This is a genomic window from Dyella acidiphila, from assembly GCF_014863405.1.
GTDB classification, from domain to species: domain Bacteria; phylum Pseudomonadota; class Gammaproteobacteria; order Xanthomonadales; family Rhodanobacteraceae; genus Dyella_B; species Dyella_B acidiphila.
In genome coordinates this window covers 280,865-298,722 of the sequence record NZ_JACZZA010000002.1, presented here as the reverse complement: position 1 = coordinate 298,722, position 17,858 = coordinate 280,865, and the positions used below count along the sequence as shown (strand labels likewise).

Below are 17,858 nucleotides of genomic sequence, written 5' to 3'. Positions count from 1 at the left end.
ACATAGGTAGGATCAAGTCTTACGGTGCGGCTCTTCCCTAAGGGAGAGTCTGCTCTGGGGGCGGATTAAGCCGTTCTAAAACGCATGGCGGCTTTTGAATTGTCGGCCTGGATCAGTAGTTCGGAATCTTCTTTCAGATCATTGCCGTTCGATAGGAGGCTTTTTCGGTGCTTTCACGCCAGTGATTCGCACAGAGTCGACGGTCGAGCTGACGATCGAGGGACTGGTGTAGTAGATGGAAATCTGTTCATTCCAGTCATCGACAAAAACTTCCTGGCGTTGCATCCCCTTGCTTAATACGCCTGCCGAATGCAGGCCCATGGCCTTTATGTCTCTTGCAGCTTCTGCAGGCGTAAGCGCGGCACCGGGTCCACCGAGGCATTCGAGATATACCGTTGAAGACGAGCCCGATTGCCACTGTGATCCCCGCCAGGTAAAGGGTGCTTCGTTGATGGGCAGAGTTTCCTCGTGAGTTTCCACCCGAAGCGACAGGGCAGGCGGAAGGGGGTGATGTGTGGGCGGCAAAGTAAATTGTTCGTAGATTCCCACGGTATCGGTCGGACCTACCTTCGATTCATGCTGCATCTTTACGCCGGTCAATCGCTCGACGTCATCGATGCTCATGTAGCTATTGTTTTTCTTCATGAAAGGAAGCATTCGCTTCCATAGCGTATACAGGCAATCATCGGATGGAGAGGGATGCAGCTGTACCGGCTCCTGGTTGTCGCTGGCAACCCTTGCATCGTGGGCGCAGGCTGCAGGGAGAAGCAGTGCGGCCAGAAGCACTACCCGTGATCTGTTCATACCGGCCCCTTCAGACCTGGTTTGCGCAGGTCTGAATATGCCGAGCCAAATAACAGGCCATTCATTGCGAATCGAATTGCGTATCTGACGCTGCTGCTTGCCACTGATCCATGTCCTGCCTGAGCCTGGCGATCTTCGCATCGATACGTGCAAAGGCATCGGGCCCCAGCGGCAGGCGAAGCGGCGGCGCATGGGATTCGACGGCATCGATGATCACCGCCACCGCTTTGGCGGGATCGCCGGGCTGGCTGCCGCTTCGGGCGGATACGGCGTTTCGCGTTGCCCCTGCGGTTTCTGCGTAGGCGTCGATCACTTTCGCTGCCTGCTGGATCGACGATGACGAAAGAAAATCCGTGCGGAAATAACCGGGTTCGACGATGGTGACGGTGATGCCAAAGGGCTTGAGCTCGACCTCCAGTGCTTCCGACAAGCCTTCGACGGCGAACTTGGAGGCGTTGTAGAGGCCGTTCCCCATGGAGCCGGTAATGCCGCCAATGGAGGAGAAATTCACGATATGCCCGCTTCGATTGGCGCGAAGGTGGGGCAGCACCGCGCGTATGACGTTCCATGTACCGAAGAAGTTGGTTTCGAATACGTGTCTGGCTTCGGCAGTGGATACTTCCTCGACCGCACCCACCAGGCCAAAGCCGGCATTGTTGACGACAACGTCGATGCGCCCCGCCTTGGCGATGGCCTGGGCAATCGCCTCATGCGTTTGCTTTTCGTCGGAGACGTCAAGCGGCAGCTCGATAAGGTTTTGATGGGCCGGCCCGGAAGTGCCATTTCGAGTGGTGCCGACCACCTTGTGGCCGCGCCGGAGGAGTTCCTCGCAAAGCGTCCGGCCGAATCCGCGGGAGATGCCGGTAACAAACCAGGTTTTTGTCGCCATGATGTAACTCCGCGTATTGAGGTAGTCAGCCCAGTGGGGTTTCTATGGTAGCCGGGTGAATCTCGAAAAGAGGTGGATTGAATCTCGGGTAAGGCGGTAGACGCTTTTAAACGTTATGCCTGGCGCTTGACCCTGGTGTTTTTCATCCACTTGTAGTCGGCTAGCAGGTTCGGTGTGGGTGCAATGCTGTGGGCTGCAAGCTGCTCAGATATAAAGCGCACTCCTTCGAGTCGGCAATCGCGCGGCCACCAGGAGGGTGGGGCGATTAGAAAGCGCTTATGTCCACCCAATAACACCAATGAGCCCATCTGGCTGCATTGCGCAGAGGACACTTCCCTCCATGCCATTTGCCAATGACCTATTGCGGCATTGTGCGCAATTTTGTCTTCGTCGATGACATACGTTCCTGAGCTGAAGGCAATATACAGTCCCAATAGGGCAAATATTGCGAAGCCGAGCGATGGAGCGAACTGGCCCGATGTTGCCGCGAGGGCCGCGCATGGCAGCCAGATAGCTGCAGAGCCAAACCCAACCCATCGGTACGAGCGCATGTCGATCCGGATTTCAGTCATGACTGCCCCTTAGGTGTCGTAATGATGGTCAATCCATAGGGCGGCCAACATGCCTAGCAGTGATAGCGGTATCCAGTACTTAGGTCGCCAATCTCTGATGTTTTGAGGTTCGCCGAAATGACGTACGGCGCGCATTCCAAAAGCGATGTAGGGAAAACTTAGCGCAAAAAAAGGAAGGGAAAAGGCAGCGATAGGAAAGCAAAGCAGGGTGGGCGGCTTGTGCTGTAAGAGCGGCACTCCAATGGATATAAACAAGCCGAAGGCGCCAATGGCCAGCATGGCGGCTCCCGCTATCCTTCGTGGCATTGGCGATTGTTCGTACCATCGCTCTGACATTCCTGTCGCCCTCAGTCATCTATGGCCGAATTTGTTTTGTATAGATGACCAGTATTTGCCATTTCCTGGAAGGGAGCCAGCCCTTGATGGTCCCTTTTTTTGTCTGAGTGCGAGGACGCTACTATTGCCGTCATTCCCGCGAAAGCGGGAATCCATCTTCGCCTTTGCATCAGAGCAAATGGATTCCCGCTTTCGCGGGAATGACGTCCACGCAGATGGAAGCACTGCGTGTCGCGTGCTCTGGTGCCGCAGCCATCTTCAGCGACTTCTGCTTTCCACCAAGCCCCACCCCAACGCCAGCAGCGACAAGGCCACCATCGCCAGCCACATGCCGATCACCGGCGCCGACAGGTCGGCAGCGAGCCAGTCCCGCCAGCCGAGGCGCAGCAGCGGCACATTGACCAGGCAGATCCAGCATGCCGCGGCTCCGGTCAGCGCACCCAGCCACAGCGGCCATGCGGCGCGGCGACGGCGGGTGGGCAGATGCTGCATTACCCGATCGCTGAAACCATCGTCCGCAACGGGGCCGTCGAATTGGCGGCGCAGCAGGGTTTCGATGCTGTCGTCGTGAGATTCGTTCATGATGCTTCCTCCGTCGCGGCATCGCGCCAGTCCGCCAGCCACGTTTTCAATTTTGCCTTGCCGCGCAGGGCGTGGGTCTTTACGGTGCCGAGCGGCATGGCCAATACATAGGATGCCTCTTCGTGGCTGAGGCCCATCTGCGCGCAGTGCAGCAGTACCGCCTGTTCGGCTGTGGATAGCCGCTGCATGGCGCGTTCCAGGTCGAGCTGCAGGTCGACTGCATGCTTTGGCGCGGGCAGCTGCGCCAGCGTTTCGTCATCGATGCCATCGTGCCGCATGGGTGCGCGGCGTGCCTGCAGAAAGCAGGTATAGGCAATGCGATACAGCCAGCTGGAAAAGCGTGCTTCGCCGCGGAACTGGTCGAGGTTGCGCCAGGCCAGCATAAAGGTTTCCTGCGCCAGGTCGTCTGCTGCCGCCTCGTCGCCGTGCAGCAGCCGGCGCAATTGCGCGCGCACCATGCCCTGGTTGCGGCGTACCAATTGCTCGAAGGCCCGGCGGTCGCCGCCCAGCCGTATGCGTGTCACCAGCGCCTGATCGATGCGCGCCTCGGCGGCGCTATCAGCCACGCAAGTCCCCTCGCCGGTTCAACCACCAACTGGCGAGGTAGCCCAGGCCGGTCATCAGCGGCAACAGGCCGATGCCCCACAGGCGGTTGATGCCAAGGCCGCTGTCGAGCTGGCCCGGCAGGCTCAGAAACATCGCGATCAAACCCAGACCGCCACCGATCAGTACCAGGGCCCGGCGTCGCTCGCAATAGGTGACCCCAGGTTCCAGCAGCAATTGTGGCGGCAATTCCACGCCTTTGTCGGCCAGCTGCAGCAGGGTGTTGTAACGCGCCTGGGTGCGCCGGTGGCTGTAGCGCAGCACGATAAAGGTGATCATCACGGGCGCGCCCATGACGATCAGGGGAATGAAAACGTATTCCATGGTTTTGCTCCAGTTGGCGTATCGAGAGTAAAGGTTCTAACGGCAGATAATGCGGTAATGCGCCGATCGAAATTCAGTGGTGTGCGCCTTCGGCAGTCAGCAGGTCGGCAATTTTTTCGGCCAGCAGCCAGTGTTGCGACATTCCTTCATTGCTGGTCAGGGCGACCGCCGCACCGGTTTCCGACACCATCTCCAGGTTTGACGTTGTGCCCTCGATACCGCCTTGGTGACCACGGATGTGGAGGCCGTGGGAGAGGCGTTCGTCGATGCCGGCGCCAATGGCACCGGGACCGGCCGGCACTTCGTCGTCGAACATCTTCGCCAGGGTGGTGGGCTTGATCAGCTTGCCGCCATGCAGGGCCGCGGCGAAGCGCAGCAGGTCGGCGTTGGTGGAATAGCCGCCACCGGCGGGGCTCCCCTTGTAGATGCCCTGTACCCAGTTGGCCTTCCATGTATGGGAGAACACCCCGTCGTCGTGGAAATAGCCCACTGCAAGCCCCGGCACGATCTGGTCTTCGCTGTCGAAGCCGCTGGCTGTCATCTGCGCGGGTTCGAAAATATGCTGCTGGATATAGTCGAAGTAGCTTTCGCCGGATACGTTCTCGATGATGCGTCCAAGCAGCACGTAGCCGGCGTTGCTGTAGTTCAATGCCTTGCCCGGCTCGCTCATTTTGGGCTGGCGGGCGATCAGTGCCAGGTAGTCCGCCGGTTTGACGAAGTGTTCGGGGTGCTCGAAATATTCCGGCACCATGAAATCGCCCAGGCCCGAGGTGTGGTGCAGGAGTTCCCACACCGTGATTTTTTTCGCCACGGCCTGGTCCGGATATTCCGGTACCCGTTCTGCTAGCGTGTCATTCCACGACAGCTTGCCGGCCTCGACCAGTTGCGCAATGGCCACTGCGGTGAACATCTTGCCGACCGAGGCGATGTGGAATTTCGTCTGCCGATCGACCGGCACGTTGAAGTTGCGTTCGGCCAAACCACGGCATTCGTCGAATACCGTCTCGCCGCCGTCGGCAACCGTTACGCAGCCGGAGAAGTCGCTGGTGCTCACCAGTCGGTCGAGCATGGCGTGGATGCGGGTCCGCAGTTCTGCGTGCGATACCGGTCCTTTGGGCCAGTCGGCGTAAAGCGGATCGTCCATCGCCACCAGGTGTGCATCCCCAAGCTGATCGGGATGCGTCGCGTCGGCAACCAGCCAGAACAAGCCGGCTTGTGCGCTGCGACGGCCTTTCACCGCGACTTCGAGCAAGCCCGGCTGATGCGGATCGGTGCGCACATCGAATACGTCCAGGCCGCCGCTGTCGCGCGCCGCAGAGACCAGGTCGGTGACAAAGGCCTGCCTGTCGTCATCGGCTACAGATGTCGACAGCAGTGTGGGTGCCCATTGCCGGATTTGCGCGGGAGTGTCGGTATTGGCATGGCGCATCAGCTCTGCGGCGATGCGGCCCACCGGCGTGTCGGGCAGCTGCGGATGCATGGCCGTGGCGGCCGGTGAGGGCATCGCGATGCAGGATAGCGACAAGGCGGCCCACAAGGGGGCTCGCCGAAGCGCACGGGTGATGGCGGGGCGGTCGATCATGAAGGGGCTCTCTGGGGCACCGGCCGACATGGCGGTATTGATCCCTTAGATGCAGCGACCTCGCCGATTGGATTCAGCCGGGTTCGGTTTCAGGCCGAAGGTAGGTAGCTGCTTTGGAGCTGCCGGCTGTTTTCTGCGCTTACCGGGCTTTGGGCTTCGAGTCGGTGTGAATCGTCCTTGCTTTCGCGGGGATGACGACAACGCAAGATTCAACGTTGTGGTGTCACCAGCGACCTCCTGCCGGACGCCAAAGACAGGTATGTAACGGCCTGCGCGCCGGGTAATTGTTCGATCCGTGTTAGTCCGGTCACACTACGCTGCAGTGCAGATTGCGGGGTACCAGGGGCCGTGATAACACATGCAGGGCTGGGGTTTTTATCGATTGAAATGTCACCTGTGAACGGGAGGTAGTGCTGTGTCGACTCACTTGCATGCTGTCCGAAATCCCAAGTTTCCCCTCTTGCAATGCGCCTTGGCTGTCATGATCTGCGCGAGCTTTTCGAATGTCTCGGCGCAATCCCTGACGGTCGGCTCGCACAATGTGGCCGTGGCCGATCCGACGGTGCCGCGGCCGCCGACCACGCCGTGTGTGGTCACGCTCTACACCAACCAGTCTTTCGATAATCCTAGCGGCCCGACGCCGATCAATTACACGCCGCCGGCTGCATGCCCCGGTCCGTGGGAAAAGGTCGTGCTCAGCATCGATATGAGCATGCTCGGCACCAACCAGTTCGATCGCACCGGCTCGATCTGGATGGGCGGGGCGATTCTGTATTTCGGCACCACGCAGGAACCCAGCGTTGCGCCGCCCAATGCCACCACCTGGCATATCGAAAAGGATGTGACCGACTACAGCGCCGTGCTCAAGACGGCGCAGTCCGGCCATTCCGACTTCGTCAATTACGTGGAAGGTCCTTACGACGGCAAGCTCAGCGGCTCGGCCACCCTGTATTTCTATCCGGTGCCGCGCGGCGAGGATAAGTCCAGCTTGCAGCCGCGTCCGGACGTGGTGCTGTCGATGAATTCGAATCAGGCCAATGGCACTTACGCCTTGAACACGACGTCGGATCAATACACCGCCACCTATACCGCCTTGCCGCGAAACATCGAGCGCGCTTATCTGGACGTGTACGCGCAGAGCCAGAGCAACGATGAAATCTGGTACTCCTGCAATCCGAACGACCAGGGGCAGCTGAGCTTCTTCGGCTGCAACAACACGGCGTTCCGCGAAACCGAGGTGAGCATCGATGGCCAGCCGGCCGGCGTTGCGCCGGTGTATCCGTGGATCTATACCGGCGGCACCGGCAATCCCTGGCTGTGGGAGCCGACGCCCGGCGTGCAGACGCTGTCGTTCGTTCCGTATCGCGTCGACCTCACGCCCTTCGCCGGCCTGCTCGACGACGGCAAGACGCATAGCGTCTCGCTGAGCGTCTTCAATGCCAACCAGTACTTCAGTGTGGCCGGCAATTTGCTGCTGTATCTCGATCACGGTTCGAAGCAGGTAACCGGTTCGCTTATTTCCAATACGCTCACTGCCGCGCCCACGCCCAAGGTAGTGGAGAATCTCACCACGGATTCGAGCAACAACATCACCGGCGGAAACATCACGGTTACCTCGAAGCGCAAATTCACCATTACCGGCCAGGTGGCTACCTCGCATGGCGTGGTGAAAACCGAAGTGGCGCAGACCGTCGATTTTTCCAATTCGCAGGACTACACGCTGCCGACCAATAGCGAAGGCGAAAACATCGTGCAGAACACGACGGTGGATTCGACCACCACGCGTTCGGATGGTCGCTGGAATGCGGTGGTGCTGCGTGAGCACCTGAGCTATCCGCTCAAGCTCAACCTGGGCTTTTTCCAGCAGACCGATGGAACCTACCAGCAATACAGCGACGTAAAGGAGCAGGGTTACCGCCAGACGGTATCGCTGCTGCCAGCGTTTGCCTTGCCGGCCTCGGCCTCGCTCGACAACACGTTCAAGGGCAATAACACCATTCTCTTTAACGCCGCCGAGCAAGTGACTGGTGTAACGGATACGTATAGCACGCAGGATTATCGGTACAAAGACAGCTTCGCCGAGTGCTACAGCCGCAAGATCTCTTCCAAGGACAACGCACTCACCGGCTGGGTGGATGGCCACGGCTGCTGGCTGGGCTTCAACAACCTCTCCTGGCGCGACAGCTTCTCGCAGTATGCGTCCAGCCTGTATGGGGCCACGGTGCAGCTGTTGCCCTGAGTTGATTCAAGCATGATGCAGGCAAAAAGGACCGGTCACCCGGTCCTTTTTGTTTGCGCGCACGGATAGCCATGGCATGGCCGCACGCGCGCAGTCTAGGGCGATAGTCACTGTCTCTTCCCGCACATGTATTCGGTCGACGGCTACGCTCTTATGGCGAAACCAGGTGGACTTCTATTTGACTGACCTTGAAGGACCAAAGCCATGTCCCGATTCGCCGTTGCCGTTGTTCTGACTTGTTCGTTGGCAGCCCTGCATGCGACTGCAAGTTTCGCTGCCGAGCAGCCTGCCGGTGACGAGGTGGATCGGGCGGTCAAGCACTATATGCAGGACCGCCAGATTCCAGGCGCTTCGGTGGCCATCATCCAGGATGGAAAACTGGTCAAGGAAACGAGCTATGGTCTGGCCAGTGTCGAATTGAACGTGCCGGTCAGCGACCGCACGCTGTTTACGCTCGCCTCCACCACCAAGGAATTTACCGCCGTTGCGATCATGACCCTGGTGGAAGCGGGCAAGGTATCGCTGGATACACCGGTGCGCACCTATCTGCCGGAACTGCCGCCGAGTTGGGGCGCGGTTACCGTGCGGCATTGCCTGGCGCACACATCCGGCTTGCCGGATGGCGATGCGCCGGATGACGTAAATGTGTTGCCGCTGGCGGGCACGCAAGCCGATTTGATGAAACTGCTGGTGACGCGTCCGGTCGGCGAGCCGGGCGTGAAAACGGTGTACAACCAGACTGAGTACATGCTGCTGGGCGACATCATCGAGCGAGTTACCGGCAAGCCGTATAAGACTTACATCGAAGATCGCCTGCTCAAACCCCTGGGTATTACCGATATGCAGTGGGGTGACGGCTGGGCGGTGGTGCCGGGCCGCGCTTCACTGTATACCGCGGTGGCGCCGACGCCCGATCATTTGAAGCTGCAAATCGATGCGAAAGGCCAGCCTGTGATGTCCAAAGAAGGCATTCATGCCTTCGGTTCCAAAGCAGCTCCCGCATGGCTGACGCCCGCGGCGGGGCTCAACGGCAATATCCAGGATATGGTGCGGTGGGAGTCCGCATTATGGAGCGGCAAGATCATTACGCCGCAAAGCCTGGCCACGATGAGCGCCCCTTACAAACTGCGCGACGGCTCGGCGGGCGATTTCGGACTGGAGTTCATTCCGTATCCGCTGCCGGGTACCGCCGAGCCGAGCGTATCTTCGGGCGGCGGTGCAGCGGTATGGATTACCACGCTGCCCAAGAGCCATCTCACCGCCATTGTGCTTACCAATCTCCAGGGCTGTAAGCCGCCTGAGTTTGTGATTGATGTTTTGCAGGCTTATCGGACGCAGAAGGGCGCTGCCCGGCGCTAGCGTTAGCGGGCGACGGGTGTCGCTTATGCGTTTTCCTGAAGTCTCGCTTAGACTCCGCGAGGACACAGCAGGGAGCGATTCGATGCGGCGTTCGGGGCTTCTGGTTTTTCTTTGCGTGGTTACGGCTTTCATGTTCGGCAGCCGGGTGGCTTGGGCTGAAACGGCTCCGGTCGCAAACGTCACGCTGGGTCATTCGACTGTTGCGTTGAACGGGCCGTGGCGATTCCATGTGGGCGACGATCCGCGCTGGTCTTCGCCGGATTTCGACGACAGTTCGTGGGAGACCGTCGATCTCACTCCCGCGCCGGGTGCCCATGATGGCGATGTCGGATTGCCTGGCTATGTATCGGGCTGGAGCAAGCGCGGCCATGCGCAATACACCGGCTATGCCTGGTATCGGCTGAAAATCACTGTGGCCGGCGATCATGCTGTTCCGCTTGCCTTGGCGGGACCGACCTTGGTCGATTCGACGTATCAGGTGTACGTCAACGGCAAACTACAGGGTGGCTCGGGTGTGTTTTCGGGCGCCGTGCCAAAAGTGCTCGGCGTACGGCCGAGTGTATTTCCGCTGGCTTCGTGGTCGCCGGCTGGCACGAATACCTATCTGATTGCGTTCCGCGTATGGATGGATCCGCTCGATGCGGGAGACGACAACGGCGGCATTCATGTGGCACCGGCGATCGGCGATGCGCAAAGCATCGACGCGCTGCATCAGCTGCAATGGCTGCAGACTTTCAAAGGGTATGTGGCGGATGCGATCGAGCCGTGCGCCTTTGTGGTGCTGGCGCTGATGGTCTTCGCACTGATCGCATGCCGGACTCCGGATACCTATCGCTGGCTGGCCATGGCGCTGCTGCTGCTGGCATTGCTGCGGGTCAACCAGGTGCTGTTCTACTGGACGCCCTGGCTGAGCCTGCGCAGCTATGACCTCGCCACGGTCGTAATCCTCAAGCCGCTCAACCTGGCGGCATGGACGCTGGCATGGCGGGACTGGTTTCGCGTGAACCGCTATCCGTGGCTGGGCCATGTGGTGGGTGGCCTTGCAGTGGCTTATGCGGTCGGCGCGCTGATGGGGCGCCCGTGGTTTATGCCGGAAGCCAGTCATGCGCTCAAGCTGGGCGCCGATCTGTTGGTGGAAGCCGCTCGCCTGGGCTATGCCGCGCTCTATGTAGGGATCATCGGACTGGGTGTGATCCGCGCAGCCAGGTTGTCGGATTATCTGGCCGCGCTTTGCGCCATCCTGGTCGGCGTTGGCCTGTTTGCGACGGAACTCAATGCCCTGGGTATTCCGGGCATCTGGTTTCCTTACGGAACGGGCGTGGCGCGCGGGCAGTATGCGTATGCGGTGTTTATCCCGCTGCTGTTCTGGTTGATCTTGCTGCGCGCGGCTGGCTACGCGCGGAAAACGTAAGCGGATATGCCGTAGTTCAAGCGACGGTATCGACAAACATTCCGCGTAAGCCTGCAATGCCGCTTTCGCCGACATTTTGCGTTAGCGTCTGCATAAACGATTGCAGGCTGGGCAGGGCATTGCTGGCCGCGTCTGTTTGCGTCGCAGAGGTGGCGCCGAGGGATGACCACAGATTCTGGAACACCGTGGTCAGACTGCCGTTGCCGTTGGGCGTGGATGAGGTATAGCGCGAGCTGGCATCCAGGGCCTGGGCCAGGCTGGAAAAGGTCGACGCGACATTGCGGTATTGCTGGACCTGTTGCTGCGCCTTTTGCTGGCCCGGTTCGGTGGCGAGGGCGGTGCGGCTTTGCGTGGCGACGGCACTCGGTGCACGCGTTACCGAGGTAGCGATGGCCGTGCTGGCGGTGGAACCCGGCGCCGCAGTAAGACCCAGTTGCGCCAGTGCCGTTGCAATCGCCGATGCGAGTTGGCCGGCGTTGTCGGTGGAGGCGCCGGTGGCGGCGGGAGAGGCGACCGGCTTTGATTCGCCGAACGCTTTTTTATGATGCGCGTAGCGGGATGCCGCCAGGCCACTTACGGCCGGCAACTGAGTACTGCTTACGCTGGAAATACTCATGGGCAGCCCGGTAGGGACCTTGGACCCTCGCATCCTACCGCGCGATCTGCTGGCGTGCGATCACGCCATGCACGCGCTTTAGCTGTTTACGAGGGGAGGCTCATATTACTGTACCGGATATGACATCTGGCACTGTATTTGGATAGGCGGCCTGACTACCGTAGCCCATAACGCCCCACTCCCCACGACAATCGCATGTACCTGTTGCGCCCGTTCCCCACGCTGGTGCGAGAGTTCGTTTTGTCGCTGAAATCTCGCCATGTCAGCTCAATATGGACTGCAGGCCTGCTGCTGGCCTTATCGGCCGTTAGCGGTAACGCGCACGCCAAGCTGGTGCCCTTGGCGGACTCGGATGGTATCGGCGCCAATACCGATATGGCACCGTGCCATCGCTATGACGATCTGCTGCCGCAGGGCACGACCAATCCGGCGATCAGCACCTGCGAAACCATGTCGCCGGAGATGGGGCAATTCCGCCGCAAGCTGGCGGACAAGGGCTGGCTGATCGAAGGCGGCAGCGTGGTGGGCGGCACCTTCGATCTGCTCGATCACGGCGCGCGGCCTCAGCTTTATATCGGGCAGGATCCCACGTATCGCGCCAATACCTATGCGTACCTGGTCTACGATTTGTCCCGCATCGGCTTTGCCGGCGCCTCGCAGCTAGTGATCAACGCGAACGTGCAGGCGTTTTCCTATGTGGGAGAAAATCCGTCCGGCTTCGCCATCAACAGCTTGTACATCACCCAGCGCTTCAACGACGGGCGCGTGCAGGTGCAATACGGATATGAAGAATTGGGCAACCAGTTTTATGGGTTTTCCCTGGGCACTAATTCCACTACTTCGCCGGCGGGTGTCGGCAGTTCAATTCCCTACGAGGTCGGTTTTATTTTCAACAAAACCGCGCCCGAGGCGAATCTGCGCCTGGCTTCGCCCAGCAAGCATTTCTACGACCGTATCGGCGTGACGCGCAGCGCGGATCCGGACGGACCGCTGGCGGACTGGCACAGCAATAATTTCTGGGGCTTGAAGTGGCATATCCCCGGCGCCGGGCCGCTCTATATCAATGAGCTGGGCTATCAGCTGGATGCCACGCCCCAGCAGCACATGATGTGGCTGCGCCAGGGCGTGATCTACAACCAGACACAGTTTGCCAATTTCCGCGGTGGCTATGCCGGCAGCAATTACGCCTATTACCTGGTGGGTGATTATCAAATTCTGCAGACCGATGCCGCGCAGGCGTATCGAGGGTTTTATATCAACGTGAAGGCCGATTACGCGCCGCCCGATCGCAATGTGTACGCCGGGGATGTCGGCGCCACCTTGTATATGCTGGGTCCGTTCGCGCGCCCCTATGACGTGATCGCGCTGGGCTACACCTTTAATCAGCTCAGCCGTTCGTTCGAGCACATGCGCCAGGCCGATGGTTTTACGGCGGTGGATTTCAGCCGCAACTATGCGCTGTCTTACGTGTACCGCGTGCGGCGCGGCATTTATCTATCCAACCAGCTGAGCTATACCGTCAATCCGATTCCCTCGCCGCAGCAGCCGAAGGCGCTGACGTGGATGAGTTCCCTGTCGTTCTCTTATTGAATCGGTGCTTGCGGCAATAAAAAACGATGGCTCGCAGAGCAGGGATCGCGAACCATCGTGGCGCAATCGGCGCAAGCGCTTGGCTCGCGCCGCCGCTTTAAATTACGCGAGTCTTTGCATCAATTGAGTTTGTAGTAGTGGGCCACGTGACCGGGGTCGTAGCAATTGGCGCCGCGCAGTGATTTGTCGCTCGCGTTGCCGGGATTCTTCGGATAGATATGGCAGGCGTCGTATTGCACATGGGCGCCGGCAAAGCGTACGGTGAAATGATTCTGGTCGTCGGAGGCGCTGACATGCACGCCGCCATTTGCCTGGATGGTCACCTGGCAGTCGATGGCCTGGGCTCTCTGGCAGTCCTGCAGTACCGTGCCCAGCTCTCCGCCGATACCGGCGTACATGCCGGATATCCAGTTGTTGATAGTCGAATTGGCATTGTCGTTCCAGACTTTGTCGGCATGAGCGGCCTGGCTGATCGCCAGTGCGCCGGCAAGAAGTATCGCAACCGGTAGTTTCATGGGTAGCTCCGAAAGATTCCGCGGTGAATGCCCGCCCCGTGTGGACGTGCGGAATTCGGAGTTGTGAATACTGCAGCCGGCTGCAGGGGATCTCTGGCGAGAGTCCCCTTTTTTTCAGCGTACTTCTGCGCTGTTTTACGCGCTACATAAAAGTAGCGCTCTCTTTGATGCAAAGGAGGCTTTGCATCATTTGAGTTTGTAGTAGTCCGCTACGTGACCGGGGGCGTAGCAATTGGCACCGCGCAGCGATTTATTGTTCACGTTGCCGGGATCCTTCGGATAGATGTGGCAACTGTCGTAACGCGTATGGCTGCCGGTAAAGCGTACGGTGAAATGATTCTCGACGTCGCTGTCACTGGTGTTGACACCGCGATTGGCCTGGATGACGACCTGGCAGTAGACGGCTTGTGCTGTTTGGCAGATCTGCAGCCAGGAACCCAACGGTCCGTCGATACTGGCGTACATGCCGGATATCCATTTATTGATATCCGGATTGGGATTGGCATTCCAGATTTTGTCGGCATGTGCGCTCTGGCTGATCGCCAGCGCACCGGCAAGAAGTACGGCAACCGGTAGTTTCATAAATAGCTCCGAAAGATTTCGCGTAGCGGATGCCCACCCCCCGTGGACATGCGGAACTTGGAGTTGTGAATGCCCTACCGCGCTCCCTTTTCCCTGGGGTATGGCTGAAGAGGCCCTCTTGCGAGGGCCCCTTTCAGCGTACAGCTACATCGCTTTACGCACCACCGAACAGCGCCGACGCCTGCTCGTTGAATCCATTGACGAAGCCATGCTCATTCGGTCCCACGTTGTTGCGGAACGGATGCGCCGATTCCACCAGCACCTCGTCCGTATCCTTGCCCAGCGCTTCCATCGTTTCGGCGATGAACTGATCGAGCGGCATGGCCTGTTCGGCTTCCTGGCTGTTCAACAGTTCGGTACGCACCCACGGCGGGGCGATTTCCAGCACGCGCACGCTGGTGTCGCGCAGCGCGAAACGCTGCGACAGGAGATAGGAGTGCAGCGCTGCCTTGGTCGAGGAATAAATACCGCTGACGGCCAGCGGTACGAAGGCCAGCACGGAGGTGGTGTAGGCCACCACAGCGTTGTTCTTGGTTTTCAGATGCTCGATCAGCGCAGACGTCATGCGGATCGGGCCGAGCAGGTTGGTGGTGATGGTGGAGGTGAGCAGGGCGTCGTCGATCTTGCCGGCCACCGAGTCGAGCTGCATGACGCCGGCGTTGTTGATCAGCACATTCAGTTCGGGGTGATCGGCGATCAGCTTTTTCGCCACGCGCTCGATGCTGGCCGGATCGGCCACATCCAGCTCCACCGCTTCCATGCCGGGATTGGCGGCGATGACGGCATTGAGATGGCTGCTGCGGCGGCCGGCGATAATCACCTTGTTGCCCAGCTTGTGCAGCGCTTCGGCCAGACCGCGGCCGATGCCCGAGCCGCCGCCGGTGATAAAGATCGTATTGCCATTGAGTTTCATGGGAAGTCTCCTCGTAGGATCAGGCAGGGAAGCGGTCGCCGAACATCGGCAGTCCGCTCTTGGATTCGGTTTGTGTCGCTTCGTCTTGCAGCACGTCCCAGTGCTCGGCGAGCTGGCCGTTCTCGATGCGCAGCACATCGGCGGCGATCCATGCGGCCGGCCGGCCGTGGCCGGAGAAGCGGCCATGCACGATTACGTAATCGCCCTCGGCCAGGATCAGGCCGTGCTCGTAGCGCAAGCCATCGGGGATGCTGCGGATCAGCTTGAACAGGCCATCGCGGCCGGGCTCGATATGCGCGCTGTGCTGGATGTACTGCGCGGACCAGAAGCGCTCGGCGGTGGCGTAGTCGCGCTGGTTGAACAGCGTGTCGAAGGCTTGAAGAACCAGGGCCTTGTTCTGGGCGGGCGAGGTGGTGGACATGGTCGGTTCCTCTGGGATGGCGCGAACACCGGGCTGGGTCGTCGCTGTGGCTTTCGGCACCGGCTGGCGCCGGAGGGAAATCACAATGGCGATCACCATTGACGTGGCGTAGAATGGGCGCGTCGCCATCCATTGTCAATGGTGATCACCATTGTGATGTGAAATAAATTCTCACCGGCCGTGGGCCAGGAGCCGCCAGATGGGCGTTTCAAAGCAGCAAGCTGTTGAAAATAAAAAGGCTATCGTCGCCGCTGCGGAAAAATTGTTCCGCGAACGCGGGGTGTCGGCGGTGGGGCTGAGCGAGCTCACCAAGGCCGCCGGCTTCACCCAGGGCGGCTTCTATAACCACTTCAAATCCAAGGACGCCTTGGTCGCGGCGGTGATGGACAAGGCGATGGAAGACGGCGCCGCCATGTTGCTGGGCTGCTTTGAGACGGCGCGGGCAGCGGAGGCCGACCCCATGCAGCAGCATGTGCAGGGTTATCTGTCCGCCGAGCATTTGGCCAATATCGAGGCGGGTTGTCCGATGACGGCATTTGCCGGCGACGTGCGGCGGCTTGGCGCGGAGGCGCGGCAGGCTTATGCGCGCGGGCTGGCGTGGAATTTCGACGAGATGGCCAAGCTGATCGATGGCGACAACCTGCCGGAAGGCCGGAAAAAGGCGGTGGCCGTGTTCAGCCAGATGGTCGGTTCGCTGGTGCTGGCGCGGGCGGTGGTGGAGGCGGATCCCGATCTTGCCGAGGAGGTCTTGAGGGAAGGGCGCCAGCAACTGCTGCGTGCTATCGATGGATAAATAAAACCTCGGCCATCCGCACTTTCGATGGCCGTTTGCAGACGGCTATCTAGCGCCAATGCTATGGTGCCGGGCGCAGGCGCAGCGCGGTTCGCCAAGGCGCGCGCGATTCAGGGATGGGGGAAGCATGAATTACTCGGATCCACGCGATGCCGGCATGGCCGGCGGCGGCCGCTCGACTATTCGCCGGCAGGCACTGCTAGGCCTGGTGCTTGCGGTATTGGCGCTGGGATATGGCGGCTACGTGTTCACCGGTTGGTACAACACCCGCAACGAGCGCAAGGCCAGCGCGGATTATTCGGCTTTCATGGCTGCCGTGGCCAAGGCCGACACTATCGCCGATCCGTTGCAGCGCTGCCTGAGCTATCCGGATTTGCCGGGGACTCATTGGGACAGCGCCACCACCCGCGCGTATTGCATGTATCTCAACCACAAGACCATCTCCTTGCAGGACATTGCCGCCTTGTTGAAGGCGGGCAAGGCCGATGAGGTGGATCGCATTTTCCAGGGTTATCTGGATAAGCAGCGCCACGATCCGCAGCAGCAAGGCCTGCTGGATATCGCTTTTCAGCATGCGGGATTCAATGACGCCAGCGATGAGGCGCGCAGCGTCATCGATGTGTGGAAGCAACAATCGCCTAATAGCGCTTTCGCCCTTGCCGCCAGCAGCGTGCAATACGTGGAAGCGGCACAGGAGGCGAGAAGCGAGGCGATGGCCGACCAGCTCAACGACCAGCAGGTGGATGGCATGCACCAGCAGCTGGACCTGGCATACCGGGATATGAATCGGCTGATGTCGATCGATCGCTCCATTACGGCGGTCTATCCCACGATGATTCACGGCGCCGGCATGGCGGGCAACGATACCCAGATGTATCAGGCGGCAGCGCTTGGCCTGAAGGCCGATCCGGTCAATTTCGCCATCCACATGGAGATGATGAATCACGCGCTGCCACAATGGGGCAGCCGTTTCGGCGGGATGGATGCGCAGCGTGCCAAGGATCTTGCGCTGGCGTCGAAAAATCCGCTGCTGCGGATAGTGGCGCAGACCCCTCTTGTTTACCGGGCGAGTTGCGACTGCTCAAAGACGGAAAGTCAGCAGCGCACAGTAGCGGCGCTGGATGGAAATATGAGTTCGGGCAAATTGATCAATATGGCATCCGACGTCTACGACTCGGACCGGCGCCTGGCGGTGGAGATCTATAGTGAAACGCTTCGTTTCGATCCCCAACACGTCGATGCACTGCGTTGGCGCGCACAGGAAATGATTGCGCTAGGCGATCGCAAGGACGCCACCGCCATGTTTGCGGCAGTGGCGCAGCGGTTCCCGGATAACAATCCGATGGCCGACGAGCTCGGCAATATTTACGCTCAGGCCGGCGATCCCCAACACGCCGAAGCCACGCTGCTGGCGGTGTTGCAGCGTGATCCGCACAACTATTACGGCATGGGCGTGCTTGGCGATCTCTACAATCATGCCGCTCATCAGCCTGAAAAGGCCGAGGCCCTGGCGGACACCATGATCAAGGAATACCCGGAGAAGCCCGGCGGTTACATCGTGCGGTCCTGCAACCAGATGGACCACAACCTGCCGGGTGTGTACGACACCATCCACTACTTTATCGATCACTTCGGCGACGACCCGCAATGGTCATCGCAAACGGCCGAGATGCGCGCGTATCTGGTCAAGCATCCGGAGAAGACCAGCGCTTAGTTCCGTGCGGCAA

The 17,858-nt window shown here is 59.9% G+C and carries 19 protein-coding genes; 6 read left to right on the top strand and 13 right to left on the bottom strand.

Going from position 1 to position 17,858, the window contains the following annotated elements; all coding sequences use genetic code 11:
- Positions 1–138: 138 nt before the first annotated feature.
- From IGX34_RS05870 to IGX34_RS05835, 8 genes are all read right to left on the bottom strand, one after another.
- Entirely contained in the window at positions 139–804 is a 666-nt protein-coding gene (locus tag IGX34_RS05870) for a hypothetical protein (protein WP_192554754.1), read from the bottom strand.
- A gap of 61 nt (positions 805–865) precedes the next feature.
- Positions 866–1,693: an oxidoreductase gene (locus IGX34_RS05865; protein ID WP_192554753.1), complete on the bottom strand. Its 828-nt coding sequence runs from the start codon at positions 1,691–1,693 to the stop codon at positions 866–868.
- A gap of 113 nt (positions 1,694–1,806) precedes the next feature.
- Entirely contained in the window at positions 1,807–2,265 is a 459-nt protein-coding gene (locus IGX34_RS05860) for a hypothetical protein (RefSeq protein WP_192554752.1), read from the bottom strand.
- A gap of 9 nt (positions 2,266–2,274) precedes the next feature.
- Positions 2,275–2,544 carry a hypothetical protein gene (locus IGX34_RS05855; RefSeq protein ID WP_192554751.1) on the bottom strand — a complete coding sequence of 90 codons (270 nt, stop codon included), beginning with the start codon at positions 2,542–2,544 and terminating at the stop codon, positions 2,275–2,277.
- Between the two features lie 315 nt (positions 2,545–2,859).
- On the bottom strand, positions 2,860–3,183 hold the full coding sequence (locus IGX34_RS05850) for a DUF5056 domain-containing protein (protein WP_192554750.1): 324 nt from the start codon (positions 3,181–3,183) through the stop codon (positions 2,860–2,862).
- Positions 3,180–3,749 (bottom strand): sigma-70 family RNA polymerase sigma factor, encoded by a 570-nt coding sequence (locus IGX34_RS05845; protein ID WP_192554749.1) that lies wholly within the window; start codon positions 3,747–3,749, stop codon positions 3,180–3,182. Before IGX34_RS05845 ends, IGX34_RS05850 begins: the two co-directional genes overlap by 4 nt.
- Entirely contained in the window at positions 3,742–4,110 is a 369-nt protein-coding gene (locus IGX34_RS05840; RefSeq protein WP_192554748.1) for a DUF6249 domain-containing protein, read from the bottom strand. Before IGX34_RS05840 ends, IGX34_RS05845 begins: the two co-directional genes overlap by 8 nt.
- Before the next feature lie 73 nt (positions 4,111–4,183).
- Entirely contained in the window at positions 4,184–5,692 is a 1,509-nt protein-coding gene (locus IGX34_RS05835; RefSeq protein ID WP_225737258.1) for a serine hydrolase domain-containing protein, read from the bottom strand.
- Positions 5,693–6,173: 481 nt separating this feature from the next.
- Between IGX34_RS05835 and IGX34_RS05830 the strand changes: the two genes are divergently transcribed.
- From IGX34_RS05830 to IGX34_RS05820, 3 genes are all read left to right on the top strand, one after another.
- Positions 6,174–7,931: a peptide-N4-asparagine amidase gene (locus tag IGX34_RS05830; protein WP_225737277.1), complete on the top strand. Its 1,758-nt coding sequence runs from the start codon at positions 6,174–6,176 to the stop codon at positions 7,929–7,931.
- 204 nt (positions 7,932–8,135) lie between these two features.
- Positions 8,136–9,290: a serine hydrolase domain-containing protein gene (locus tag IGX34_RS05825; RefSeq protein WP_192554746.1), complete on the top strand. Its 1,155-nt coding sequence runs from the start codon at positions 8,136–8,138 to the stop codon at positions 9,288–9,290.
- Between the two features lie 115 nt (positions 9,291–9,405).
- Positions 9,406–10,701, top strand: a complete 1,296-nt coding sequence (locus IGX34_RS05820; protein ID WP_192554745.1) for a glycoside hydrolase — start codon at positions 9,406–9,408, stop codon at positions 10,699–10,701.
- A 16-nt stretch (positions 10,702–10,717) separates the two neighbouring features.
- On the opposite strand, the gene IGX34_RS05815 is transcribed toward IGX34_RS05820, so the two are convergent.
- Positions 10,718–11,317 (bottom strand): hypothetical protein, encoded by a 600-nt coding sequence (locus IGX34_RS05815; RefSeq protein ID WP_192554744.1) that lies wholly within the window; start codon positions 11,315–11,317, stop codon positions 10,718–10,720.
- 195 nt (positions 11,318–11,512) lie between these two features.
- On the opposite strand from IGX34_RS05815, the gene IGX34_RS05810 reads away from it, so the two are divergent.
- Positions 11,513–12,907 carry a carbohydrate porin gene (locus tag IGX34_RS05810; protein ID WP_192554743.1) on the top strand — a complete coding sequence of 465 codons (1,395 nt, stop codon included), beginning with the start codon at positions 11,513–11,515 and terminating at the stop codon, positions 12,905–12,907.
- A 119-nt stretch (positions 12,908–13,026) separates the two neighbouring features.
- Here IGX34_RS05810 and IGX34_RS05805 read toward each other — a convergent pair whose 3' ends face one another.
- The 4 genes from IGX34_RS05805 to IGX34_RS05790 form a co-directional block, all read right to left on the bottom strand.
- Complete coding sequence (locus tag IGX34_RS05805) at positions 13,027–13,422, bottom strand: hypothetical protein (protein WP_192554742.1); 396 nt, start codon at positions 13,420–13,422, stop codon at positions 13,027–13,029.
- A 186-nt stretch (positions 13,423–13,608) separates the two neighbouring features.
- Positions 13,609–14,004 carry a hypothetical protein gene (locus tag IGX34_RS05800; protein ID WP_192554741.1) on the bottom strand — a complete coding sequence of 132 codons (396 nt, stop codon included), beginning with the start codon at positions 14,002–14,004 and terminating at the stop codon, positions 13,609–13,611.
- Positions 14,005–14,158: 154 nt separating this feature from the next.
- On the bottom strand, positions 14,159–14,917 hold the full coding sequence (locus IGX34_RS05795) for an SDR family oxidoreductase (RefSeq protein ID WP_192554740.1): 759 nt from the start codon (positions 14,915–14,917) through the stop codon (positions 14,159–14,161).
- A 19-nt stretch (positions 14,918–14,936) separates the two neighbouring features.
- Positions 14,937–15,338 (bottom strand): nuclear transport factor 2 family protein, encoded by a 402-nt coding sequence (locus tag IGX34_RS05790; protein WP_192554739.1) that lies wholly within the window; start codon positions 15,336–15,338, stop codon positions 14,937–14,939.
- A gap of 199 nt (positions 15,339–15,537) precedes the next feature.
- Here IGX34_RS05790 and IGX34_RS05785 point away from each other — a divergent pair, with 199 nt between their 5' ends.
- Together IGX34_RS05785 and IGX34_RS05780 are read left to right on the top strand one after the other, a co-directional pair.
- Positions 15,538–16,131, top strand: a complete 594-nt coding sequence (locus IGX34_RS05785; RefSeq protein ID WP_192554738.1) for a TetR/AcrR family transcriptional regulator — start codon at positions 15,538–15,540, stop codon at positions 16,129–16,131.
- Positions 16,132–16,258: 127 nt separating this feature from the next.
- Positions 16,259–17,845 (top strand): tetratricopeptide repeat protein, encoded by a 1,587-nt coding sequence (locus tag IGX34_RS05780; protein WP_192554737.1) that lies wholly within the window; start codon positions 16,259–16,261, stop codon positions 17,843–17,845.
- Positions 17,846–17,858: the final 13 nt, after the last annotated feature.

Bases quoted from the DNA above. Each gene is read 5' to 3' on its own strand.
- IGX34_RS05870 (WP_192554754.1), bottom strand. From the start codon at position 804: ATGAACAGATCACGGGTAGTGCTTCTGGCCGCACTGCTTCTCCCTGCA.
- IGX34_RS05865 (WP_192554753.1), bottom strand. From the start codon at position 1,693: ATGGCGACAAAAACCTGGTTTGTTACCGGCATCTCCCGCGGATTCGGC.
- IGX34_RS05860 (WP_192554752.1), bottom strand. From the start codon at position 2,265: ATGACTGAAATCCGGATCGACATGCGCTCGTACCGATGGGTTGGGTTT.
- IGX34_RS05855 (WP_192554751.1), bottom strand. From the start codon at position 2,544: ATGCTGGCCATTGGCGCCTTCGGCTTGTTTATATCCATTGGAGTGCCG.
- IGX34_RS05850 (WP_192554750.1), bottom strand. From the start codon at position 3,183: ATGAACGAATCTCACGACGACAGCATCGAAACCCTGCTGCGCCGCCAA.
- IGX34_RS05840 (WP_192554748.1), bottom strand. From the start codon at position 4,110: ATGGAATACGTTTTCATTCCCCTGATCGTCATGGGCGCGCCCGTGATG.
- IGX34_RS05835 (WP_225737258.1), bottom strand. From the start codon at position 5,692: ATGATCGACCGCCCCGCCATCACCCGTGCGCTTCGGCGAGCCCCCTTG.
- IGX34_RS05830 (WP_225737277.1), top strand. From the start codon at position 6,174: ATGATCTGCGCGAGCTTTTCGAATGTCTCGGCGCAATCCCTGACGGTC.
- IGX34_RS05825 (WP_192554746.1), top strand. From the start codon at position 8,136: ATGTCCCGATTCGCCGTTGCCGTTGTTCTGACTTGTTCGTTGGCAGCC.
- IGX34_RS05815 (WP_192554744.1), bottom strand. From the start codon at position 11,317: ATGAGTATTTCCAGCGTAAGCAGTACTCAGTTGCCGGCCGTAAGTGGC.
- IGX34_RS05810 (WP_192554743.1), top strand. From the start codon at position 11,513: ATGTACCTGTTGCGCCCGTTCCCCACGCTGGTGCGAGAGTTCGTTTTG.
- IGX34_RS05805 (WP_192554742.1), bottom strand. From the start codon at position 13,422: ATGAAACTACCGGTTGCGATACTTCTTGCCGGCGCACTGGCGATCAGC.
- IGX34_RS05800 (WP_192554741.1), bottom strand. From the start codon at position 14,004: ATGAAACTACCGGTTGCCGTACTTCTTGCCGGTGCGCTGGCGATCAGC.
- IGX34_RS05795 (WP_192554740.1), bottom strand. From the start codon at position 14,917: ATGAAACTCAATGGCAATACGATCTTTATCACCGGCGGCGGCTCGGGC.
- IGX34_RS05790 (WP_192554739.1), bottom strand. From the start codon at position 15,338: ATGTCCACCACCTCGCCCGCCCAGAACAAGGCCCTGGTTCTTCAAGCC.
- IGX34_RS05785 (WP_192554738.1), top strand. From the start codon at position 15,538: ATGGGCGTTTCAAAGCAGCAAGCTGTTGAAAATAAAAAGGCTATCGTC.
- IGX34_RS05780 (WP_192554737.1), top strand. From the start codon at position 16,259: ATGAATTACTCGGATCCACGCGATGCCGGCATGGCCGGCGGCGGCCGC.